At 45.2% G+C, this 10,666-nt stretch carries 7 protein-coding genes; 6 read left to right on the top strand and 1 reads right to left on the bottom strand.

Translation table 11 applies throughout. The annotated features are described in order from the left end of the window. Positions 1-68: 68 nt before the first annotated feature. Complete coding sequence (locus tag ACU1JV_RS01610) at positions 69-434, bottom strand: hypothetical protein (protein WP_013371601.1); 366 nt, start codon at positions 432-434, stop codon at positions 69-71. 566 nt (positions 435-1,000) lie between these two features. Between ACU1JV_RS01610 and ACU1JV_RS01605 the strand changes: the two genes are divergently transcribed. From ACU1JV_RS01605 to ACU1JV_RS01580, 6 genes are all read left to right on the top strand, one after another. Continuing rightward, positions 1,001-3,850: an alpha-amylase family glycosyl hydrolase gene (locus tag ACU1JV_RS01605; protein ID WP_413986532.1), complete on the top strand. Its 2,850-nt coding sequence runs from the start codon at positions 1,001-1,003 to the stop codon at positions 3,848-3,850. Positions 3,851-4,152: 302 nt separating this feature from the next. Then, entirely contained in the window at positions 4,153-5,577 is a 1,425-nt protein-coding gene (gene leuC, locus ACU1JV_RS01600) for a 3-isopropylmalate dehydratase large subunit (protein ID WP_413986531.1), read from the top strand. A gap of 21 nt (positions 5,578-5,598) precedes the next feature. Next, positions 5,599-6,201, top strand: a complete 603-nt coding sequence (leuD, locus tag ACU1JV_RS01595; protein ID WP_017427583.1) for a 3-isopropylmalate dehydratase small subunit — start codon at positions 5,599-5,601, stop codon at positions 6,199-6,201. Positions 6,202-6,432: 231 nt separating this feature from the next. Beyond that, complete coding sequence (locus ACU1JV_RS01590) at positions 6,433-8,007, top strand: N-acetylmuramoyl-L-alanine amidase (protein ID WP_446724492.1); 1,575 nt, start codon at positions 6,433-6,435, stop codon at positions 8,005-8,007. A 295-nt stretch (positions 8,008-8,302) separates the two neighbouring features. Continuing rightward, a complete protein-coding gene (locus tag ACU1JV_RS01585; RefSeq protein ID WP_413986529.1) occupies positions 8,303-9,802 on the top strand; it encodes an N-acetylmuramoyl-L-alanine amidase in 1,500 nt (499 codons plus the stop codon). Between the two features lie 49 nt (positions 9,803-9,851). After that, on the top strand, positions 9,852-10,502 hold the full coding sequence (locus ACU1JV_RS01580) for a GerMN domain-containing protein (RefSeq protein ID WP_013371594.1): 651 nt from the start codon (positions 9,852-9,854) through the stop codon (positions 10,500-10,502). The last annotated feature ends 164 nt before the right edge of the window (positions 10,503-10,666 follow it).

Raw genomic sequence — 10,666 nt, 5'->3', positions numbered from 1 at the left:
CAAAAATGCCGCTTTACGCTGCATTCTGTACTGGCTTATCCGCGAGCGAGGAGATAATCTCCTTCCCGCTAATCCAACCGGGGTATGTGTTGTAGTTCAAGAGTAATGATAATATGTCCGTCTCCATGGACGGAGGGGCAGACCTCCCAAGTGTAAGTGAAGGGACTGCCAAGTGTTTTTTCGGCTTCCCTCATAAACTCCTTTTCCAGATAAGGACGAAGGACATTCCAGTAATCACTGACCTTTTCCACAGCGCCTTCATGAACGAGAATTTCGGACAGATTAGACAAAGTACCTTGGATCTCTACTGTAACTCGGAGTGGTGAGTTCAAAGAAACCTTAACGTTGTCCGGTCCTTTTCCTCGGTAATGCTTGACAATACATACGGCCAGCTTCCTGATGCGCTCACGGTATTCCAATTCGGTATTCAACATCTGGACACTCCGCTTCGAATCAAAATAAAGGCGTACTTGCCGCGCATGCTAGACAGCCTCTGTAACTAATTTAGAACAGGAAGTAAACGTCCCGACCAAAATGGTCTGCCCAGCACGGCGTATCACTCTTCTATGGTAGAACAGGTTGACCCGGAAAGATGTGAAATTCATTACACCCAACCAAAATTTTACATAGTTTAGATTAGAGGTAGGTATGCTGGGAATTTGCGAGCGAGAGAGTTCTGAAAAGTAGCCATTGGTTTTCATAAAGAGTGATTATGGTCGGAGGAAATCTACACACTAGCAAATACATTGACCGAGGAAAAGTATGGATGATATAATCAAAAAAGGAAAAATCATCGATTATTTTGGATCCGTATTTAAACGGGCTTTTTTAAGAGTTTATTTTGTAAGCGTGTACAATGATTTTCCTTATATAACACGGGGGAGGCGATCAATGGATTCATTTTATCCAAAATAAGTGTCTTTCTTTTTTTTTTTTTTTTTTTTTTTTATGCAACCGGTTGCACTATCTAGCTACTAAATTTTATCAGGAGGGTGTTAACTTGCTAAGAAAAAAAACAGGGAGTTTTATTTCTTGGTTGATTATACTGTCGCTTTGCTTGAACTTTTTCGGTTTACCTGGCGGTGCTTCGGCCAGTAACACCGATCATACAGCCGCCTATACGAATTCCACAGTGAATGTTCTTCCATTGCCGACCGCAGCGGTCACGTCTACCGTTACTGCGACGTATGCACCTACAGCATCACCTACATCAACTCAAAATGGATTAACGGTTCACTTTAAAAAGCCTGCAAGCTGGAATTCAGCAATTCGAATCCATTACTGGAATTTGAATCCGGCAACCGTTCCGATTAGTGGGGCGTGGCCCGGAATTCTGATGAAGTCGGACGGAAACGACTGGTATAGCTATACCATTGCCGATGCGACAGGCTCAAGTCTCATCTTTAATGATAGTAGTGGCAAACAGACGGCCGACTTGTCCCGCAGTGTGAAAGAGGGCTGGTATTACACGGATAACGTATGGTATGATGCCAACCCGGAAACTCCAAAAGTTCCGGTGGTTTCCATCTCCCCCGAGCCGAAAACATACGATTCGGCCCAAATGGTAACGCTGTCCAGCACCAACAGTGGCGATAAGATTTATTATACGATAGACGGTTCGACACCTACGACCTCCTCGACCTTGTATACCACTCCAATCAAGGTTGCTTCCTCTTTGACTATCAAAGCCATCGCTGTCAATTCAATCGGTCAAACTGGAAATGCATCCTCTTTCGATTATGTAATTGATCTAAATGCCGATCTGCAAGCTCCGACAATCACGGCGAATTTGCCTGCCGGGCATTCCGGTTCCTCTGTGACGGTATCCTTCAACCTGAAAGATAACAAGGCAGCAACGACCAAGGCATACTACACGGAGGATGGTACGGAACCTACCACAAGCTCAAAAGTCTACATCCACGGTAACGCACTGGCCGGATTGACCGGTCCGTCCATCCTTATCTCCAAGACCACGACATTAAAATTTCTTATTATAGACGGTGCTGGGAATCAAACCAAACAGAGCTTTGTTTATAATATTGGAGACAAGGGGGATTTTCGGGAAGACACTATTTACTTCGTGATTACTTCCCGGTTCTATGACGGTGATCCAAGCAACAATGTGCATGCATGGGATGATACCAAGGCGCGTAATCCGGAGTCGGACCCGGCTTGGAGAGGAGATTTTAAGGGACTGATTCAAAAGCTCGATTATATCAAAGCCCTCGGATTTAGTGCCATCTGGATTACACCTGTTGTGCAGAATGCCAGCGGTTATGATTATCATGGTTACCATGCTATAAACTTTGCCAAAGTAGATCCAAGGTATGAATCGGCGGGAGCTTCTTATCAGGATTTGATCAATGCGGCCCATGCCAAAGGGCTGAAGGTTATTCAGGACATCGTCGTCAATCATACCGGTAATTTTGGTGAAGAGAATCTGTACCCCATGTTTAAGAAAGATCCGGCTAAACCGGATACCGGTAACAACTTGGTGAAAACTACGGATAAGCTGCCGTCAAACTATGATTCCATGACACCCGATCAGCAGTATCAGGCAAGGCTCGCTTTAATGAAGACCGCCGAAACGAATAATAATATTTACCATACAGAGAAAAGTCTTTCCTGGGAGTCCTATACTGTTCAGACTGGTCAGATAGCGGGAGATTGCGTGGATTTGAACACGGAAAACCCTGCAGTTAACAAATATTTAATTGATACCTACAATCACTATATAGACATGGGCGTTGACGCTTTCCGTGTCGATACAGTGAAGCATGTGAGCCGATATATTTTCAACAAGTACTATATTCCTGCCTGGAAGACAAGAGGCGGCTCGGATTTCTATGTTTTTGGAGAAGTAGCCACCCGGTACAGAGATGTTTGGAACAGCGGGATTCCAGCGATTTCAACGCCATTCTATACTTGGAAGGCTTCAAAATCATATCCGGGCGATGGGAAAAATGACTATGCCTCTAATAAAATGTCGGTTGAACAAGAGTGGACGGATAACTCTACTACAGCAGGACAGCCAACCTCGAACAATGCTTTCTTAATCGGCAATACCTATCATACGCCTGACTATTCGATGAAATCGGGTATGGATGTGATAGATTTTCCTATGCATTGGGCATTCAAGACCGCGCATGAAGCCTTCAATATGAGAAGTGGAGATCAATACTACAATGATGCCACCTGGAATGTAACCTATGTCGACTCTCATGACTATGCGCCCGACCAGGCTCCGGAAAATCAAAGATTTGCGGGCACACAAGATACTTGGGCCGAGAATCTCGATCTGATGTTCACCTTCCGCGGAATACCTGCCATCTTCTATGGCTCCGAAATCGAATTTCAAAAGGGGGCAGTCATTGATCCGGGTCCAAATGCACCGCTAAGCAAAACGGGACGGGCTTACTACGGCGATCACATAGAAGGCAGTGTTATGGTACAAGATTATGGCAAATACACAAACGCTACTGGCACGCTTGCGGAATCACTCAGCCATCCTCTGGCGAAACATATCAGACAGCTTAATTTAATTAGAAGAGCTGTTCCTGCCTTGCAAAAAGGCCAGTATTCTACAGAAAATGTAACGGGTAATCTTGCGTTTAAGAGAAGATATACCGACAGCGCCAAAGGCATTGACAGCTTTGCGTTGGTCACGATTTCGGGAAACGCAACGTTTTCCGGAATTCCGAACGGAACCTATGTGGATGCAGTGACCGGTGATTCCAAAAAAGTTACGGATGGCAAAATTACCTTGACTTGCTCCGGTAAAGGAAATGCAAGGGTATATGTTTTGAATGGCAGTGGTGGAATTGGAGAAACGGGAACCTATTTGAAGTAAGCAGTCATCGGAGATTGACGGTGTACGGTATGGTGATGCACTCAATCTCAATGTTTTAGCGCAAAACGATAATGATATAAAAATAGAGTCATACCAAAGGTCAAAAGGAAAAATAACCTTCGGCCTTTGGTGTTTTAGTCTTGCCTCAATATTTTCTTAAGCGCGCTTATAGGTCAAGACTATCACTTCTATAGATATCATATCTTAGACCAATCAGACACGTCGTGGTATATTGTTGACATCCAAGAGAGAGCCGTACAGCTTCTCTCCACTAGGTTCGAAAAACACAGGGGTGAATATTGATGAGTAAAAAGACCATGTTCGAGAAAATTTGGGATAACCATGTCATCTATCAGGAAGCGGGCAAGCCGAGTATTTTGTACATTGATCTTCACCTCGTACATGAGGTAACTTCGCCGCAGGCGTTTGAGGGACTACGTCTTAGCGGTCGCAAGGTGCGTCGTCCAGAGCTGACGTTTGCCACAATGGATCATAACGTACCGACAAAAGATCGTTACAACATTACGGACCCGATTTCCAAGCAGCAGATTGATACATTAACTCAAAATTGCCGCGATTTCGGTGTCACACTATATGATCTGGATACGGTGGATCAGGGTGTCGTTCACGTTATGGGGCCTGAACTGGGGCTGACTCATCCGGGAAAAACGATTGTTTGTGGTGATAGCCATACCTCCACACACGGGGCGTTCGGAGCGCTCGCTTTTGGTATCGGAACCAGTGAGGTAGAGCACGTATTGGCAACGCAATGTCTCCAGCAAGCAAAAGCAAAAACGATGGAAGTTCGTTTTGTAGGGCGTCGCAAACCTGGTGTGACGGCAAAGGACATGATTTTGGGTGTCATCGCCAAATACGGTACAGATTTCGCTACAGGCTATGTTATTGAGTACACAGGTGAGTCCATCCGCGAGTTGAGCATGGAAGAGCGCATGACAGTGTGTAACATGTCTATTGAAGGCGGAGCCAGAGCAGGTATGATTGCGCCGGACGAAACGACCTTCAACTACTTGCGTGGACGTCAACATGTAGCCCAAGGTGACGCATTTGAGCAGGCGGTTGCTGAGTGGAAAAAGCTTGTCACCGATGAAGGCGCCGAGTTTGATGTCGTGCTGGAGTTTGACGTGGATTCCTTAATTCCACAAGTAACGTGGGGCACCAGTCCCGGTATGGGCACAGATATTTCCTCAACCGTACCCATTCCGGCAGAATTGCCGACAGAAAACGAACGTAAAGCAGCTGAAAAAGCGCTTGAATATATGGATTTGAAGCCAGGCACACCGATCACGGATATTGCGATTGACTACGTGTTTATCGGCTCCTGTACCAACGGTCGGATTGAAGATTTGCGCGCTGCAGCCGAGGTAGCCAAAGGTTACAAGGTTTCTGACAAAGTCACGGCAATCGTCGTACCAGGTTCGGGTCGTGTGAAGATTCAGGCTGAAGAAGAAGGGCTGGACGTCATTTTTCAAGAAGCAGGATTTGAATGGCGCGAAGCGGGTTGCAGCATGTGTCTTGCGATGAATCCAGATGTGCTTCAACCGGGACAGCGTTGTGCATCAACTTCTAATCGCAACTTTGAAGGTCGTCAGGGACGCGGAGGACGTACTCACCTTGTATCTCCAGCAATGGCAGCCGCTGCGGCGATTCATGGACATTTCGTCGATGTACGGGATTGGAAATTCAAGCAGGAAGAAGTTGTCCGCTAGGATACGGAGGAGGAATTAACGATGGAAGCTTTCACAACTTTAAAAGGAATTGTAGCGCCTGTGGATCGGGTCAACGTGGATACGGATGCTATTATTCCTAAGCAATTTTTGAAACGAATCGAGCGTACAGGCTTTGGGCAGTTTTTGTTCTACGAGTGGCGGTTTGATGAAGCGGGCAATATTAATCCTGAATTTGAACCGAACAAGCCTCGTTATGCAGGGGCATCTGTTCTGATCTCTCGTGCCAACTTTGGTTGCGGCTCCTCCCGTGAGCATGCGCCGTGGGCAATCATGGACTATGGGTTTCGTTGTGTAATCGCACCGTCTTTTGCGGATATCTTCTATAATAACTGTTTTAAAAACGGTATTTTGCCGATCAAGCTGTCTGAAGAGCAAGTAGAGGATTTGTTCCAGCGCACGGCGAAGCATGATAATTACCAATTAAACGTAGACCTGAATGAAAAAACGATCACTGACGATTACGGTCTGCGTATTGAATTTGATCTGGATGAACATCGCCGTCAATTCCTGCTGCAAGGCTTGGATGATATTGGCTTGACCCTCCAGCACGAGTCTGAAATTCTGGCTTATGAGCAAAAACGTGCTGCGAAACAAGGCGCCTAATGTTCATCTCCAGTCCAGCTCCATTATGAAGAAATATAGTTGATTTATTTGATAGACAAACAGCCCGTACTGGCAACTCTTTTGCCTGCGGGCTTTTATCATGTTTAGAAAATAAATTGGTAAATAAGGGGTTGACGGTTCGACTCATCATGGTATTGTAAATGTAAAATGGTTGAAGGACTATGTCTGTAAGTAGCACAAAAAATACATAAATAAGTTAGGGGAATGAGGATGAAGAAATATGGTTGGGTGATACTAGCGGCTATTTTGATTTGGTTGTGGCCGTCCTCCCCTCATGTGAATGCGGCTGGAGCAGAATTGTTTTTGGGTGGCAAAAGGGTGGAAGCGCCTGCAGATGCCAAGCCTGAAATGGTCAATGGTAAAGTCATGGTACCGCTCAGGGTGGTGGGGGAGCAGCTTGGATATCAGTTTAAGTGGGAACCTCAAGCCTATAAAATTTCAATACAAAAAAACAGTACCGATATGTCTATGTATGTAGGCCGTACATCGGCTGATGTGAACGGAAAAACAGTTAGTTTGGATGCACCACCTGTGCTGCGGGGCAGCTCGACCATGGTTCCATTGCGTTTTGTTGGGGAGCAAATGGGGTTAAAGGTGGATTGGAATAATGAAAATAAATCCGTAAATCTCAGTCAGAAGACTGCAACTCAACCAGCGAATAAACAGTCTCAGTCCCAACAACCGTCGCAAATGTCAACACAGAGTCCAAAAAGCACAAATAAAACGTCTACAGCAACAGCGACGACAATAACTCCAGTTGAAGCAGACAAGCATACGGAAGTTGTATCGTCAACAACCAAGGAGCAAAATGTAGAACAGACCACTGCAAATGCGGTGCTTGTACAAAACATTTCTTTTGAGAGTGAAAGGCTAAAGATTTCTCTGAACAAAGACCTAACTCCTAAAGTATCCAAAATGACGGGACCTGACCGCATAGTTGTAGATTTACCGGAGGCTTCACTGTCGACAGATCTTCTCCAGTCGTTCCCGGTTCGCAAGGATGGCACGCGGGCGCTGACGAATAGTGACAGTGAGGATGTACAGGAAATCAGATTTGCTCCTGCGGATGGAACAAAAGGAGGAGCACGTATTGTCATTGCTTTGAATAAGGCACGTGATTACGATCTTTCAACAAATGGCATAGGTGATATCACCCTTCAGTTGCGTGAACGTAGTGTGAACCCGGAGATAGTAGCTCCAACGAATGTCGAAGGACGGCGAATCGTCGTAATTGATCCAGGACATGGTGGTAAGGACCCTGGAGCAGGCAGTGTGACTGGACGACATGAGAAGGAATTTACGTTGGCGGTAGCGTTAAAAGTCCAGCAGCTTGCCCAAAATGATCCTGATATTCAAATTGTATTGACTCGCAATGGAGATACGTATCCCACACTGGATGAACGGCCACAGCTCGCTAATAATCAGCAGGCTAGCGTGTTTGTTTCCATTCATGGTAACAGTATGCCAACTTCTAATAACGGAAAAGCTAATGGGTCTGAAACCTATTATGCACGTCAGGAAAGTTTGAGCCTGGCCACGATCATGCACAAGCATCTTGTAGCAGCAACCGAGTTTAAGGATAACGGTATTAAGGTGGCAAACCATGTGGTGACGAGAAAATCACAAATGCCCGCTGTATTACTGGAATGTGGCTACCTTAGTAATCTGTCAAATGAAGCGGCCATGTTCACAGAAGAAACACAGCAGAAGATTGCCGAAGGTATTGTCGATGGCCTGAAAGAGTACCTTGGAACAGGCACAGGAGTAACTGAATCACTCAACTAAGAAAGTTTGCAATAAAAGCTGCTTTTTCACCTTTTAATGAAAATTCATGAGGGTAAAATAGTAGCTTTTTTTATTTTTTTGCTGTGACTTTTGACGGGAAGCAAATGGTCCATATTTTTAGTCAAAATTCGACAAAAATAGTTCTTTGGCACGTATATTTCTGTTATGATGGAATATATTCGCAACTTTTGGTGTGAGATAACGTCTATAAGGTTGTCTGATATTACATAAGCGCGTATATCAGGTCGCCGCACCGGAGCATGTGGCAAAAAAATTATGAATGGAAGGGTGACGAATGAAGAAATTTGGTTTTTTGTTGTTATTATTTGTCTTCATGTGGGCGGTTCCGGGTTATGGACATGCGGCTTCGAGTGGAACACAAATCTATCTCGACGATCAACAGTTAAGTGTCCCTAGTGGTGCTAAGGCACAAGTAATTGGCGGAAGTACGATGGTTCCGCTACGCGTAATTTCTGAAAATTTGGGATATGACGTGACATGGAAGCAGCAGGCGCGAACCATAACGATTGAGAAGGACAGTACCTTGATCCGAATGATAATCGGAAGTAAGACGGCGACTGTCAATGGAAGCGACATTAGTCTGGATGCTTCGCCTCTGCTGCGTTCCAATTATGCCCTTGTACCGCTTCGTTTTATCGGCGAGCAAATGGGACTGGACGTAAAATGGGACAGCAGCACCAAGTCCGTAAAATTATATACCCGCAATAGTGGGTCTGGAAACGGGGAATTTACACCTCCTAAGTCCGGAAATAACAGTACAGGTACAAGAAGTGTAACTGCGCCAACCAATAATGCGAGTTCAGGTGTGACGCAGGTGCAGGGAGTCAGTTTCAGCCAAAACCGATTAACCATCACAACAGCGGGTGCTGTCAAGCCGAAAGCGTTTACGATGACAGGCCCTGATCGGGTAGTGGTGGATTTGCCAGCGACTGCATTTGCGGACAATTTTGGAGACCAGCAGAAGCTGGATAGCAACTTAAATGGTTCGCTGGACATTGAGAATGAAGCGGATGTGTCCGGTATCCGATATGCTTTATTCCAAAAGGAACCATCAACGGTGCGAGTTGTTATTGATTTGAAACATGCCATGAATTATACCGCATATAATGATGGATCGAATCGTGTTATCGTCGATCTGGCTTCCAAGGATTCAGTGAATACAACGCCAGACGCAACGTTACCGGATGGGTCAGAGCCGGACGATACGCAGACATCTCCAGTTAATAGCAATGGTAAAAAAGTCGTTGTTATTGATGCTGGACATGGAGCAAAAGATTCTGGGGCAGTTGGTATTTCAAGAAAAAATTATGAAAAGACCTTCAACCTGGCGATGGCTCTGAAAGTAGAAAGCATATTAAAACAAAACCCCAAGCTTGAGGTTGTGTTAACACGTAGCGATGATACATTTTTGGAGCTTAAACAGCGCGTAAAAGTGGCTGAAAATCTTAAAGCCAACGTGTTTGTGTCCATTCATGCTAACAGCAGCGGTAGCTCAGCTTCCAACGGCACAGAGACGTATTACCAGCGTAGTGCAAGCAAAGCGTTCGCCAACGTTATGCATAAGTACTTTGCTCCTGCGACGGGTCTGACAGACCGCGGCATTCGTTATGGAAATTTCCATGTAATTCGGGAAACGACTATGCCAGCTGTTTTGCTTGAAGTAGGATATCTGAGTAATGCAAAAGAGGAAGCAACACTGTTTGATGAAGATTTTCAAAACCGGGTAGCTCAAGGGATTGCAGATGGAATCACAGAGTATCTCGACGTAAAATAAATCTTCAACAAATCGCTTGCCAACGTCAAGTAAGGAGGGGGACAGACATATGAACAAGAAAATCGTAATTGCAGGTCTGCTGGCACTGTTTGCCATTGCAGGTGCAGGGTGTGCCTCTAAGCAAACATCGGCTCCTGCGACTCCATCTCAGGAAACACAAACTTCAGCTGCACAAAATAGTACACCCGAACAGACGACCCCTGATCCATCAGCTCAGTCTGCTGAAAATAATGGAGCGAGTCAAACACCTGCAACTCCGTCGACGGAGCCTACAAAGACCAAGACGGACACGGAAAAGTCAGGAGATCGTCAAACACAGCAGATCACGGTGTATTATACGGATACACAAGAGAACGGTTTGAAAGAACAAAAAAAGGAAATTACCTATCCGAGCGAGCTGGAAAAATTCCAAAAAGCGTTTGAAGCTCTACAAAAGAGCGGTGATTCTGCTCTGATTCCGTTGTGGTCCGAGAAAATTACCGTGCATAAGATCAAATTGGATAACGGTGCATTGACCTTTGATATTTCCCTGCCGGATGAGGCTCGATTGGGAGCTGGCGGCGAGGAATTGGCTATCGATGCTTTGAAGCAAACGATGTTCCAATTCAAGGAAGTCAAAACGCTGGATTTGCTCGTAGATGGTCAATCTCTGGAGTCCTTAATGGGACATGTAGATTTGGAGCATCCAATGAGCCGTTAATCGATCAGACTGTATGAAAATTTCTTGAGAATTTACACACTTTTCACGTGCAATCTGTGACAGATAATGATAATATAGGAGTGTATTTCTCGCCTATGCAGGCAGTCATGCACAAATAGTATTCGTTTCTTTCCGGATGATTATTTAGAGTGACCGTCTTGATG

It is taken from the genome of Paenibacillus sp. T2-29, from assembly GCF_052921365.1.
Note: the sequence above shows the minus strand (reverse complement) of the source record. Positions and strands in the feature narration are given on the sequence as shown.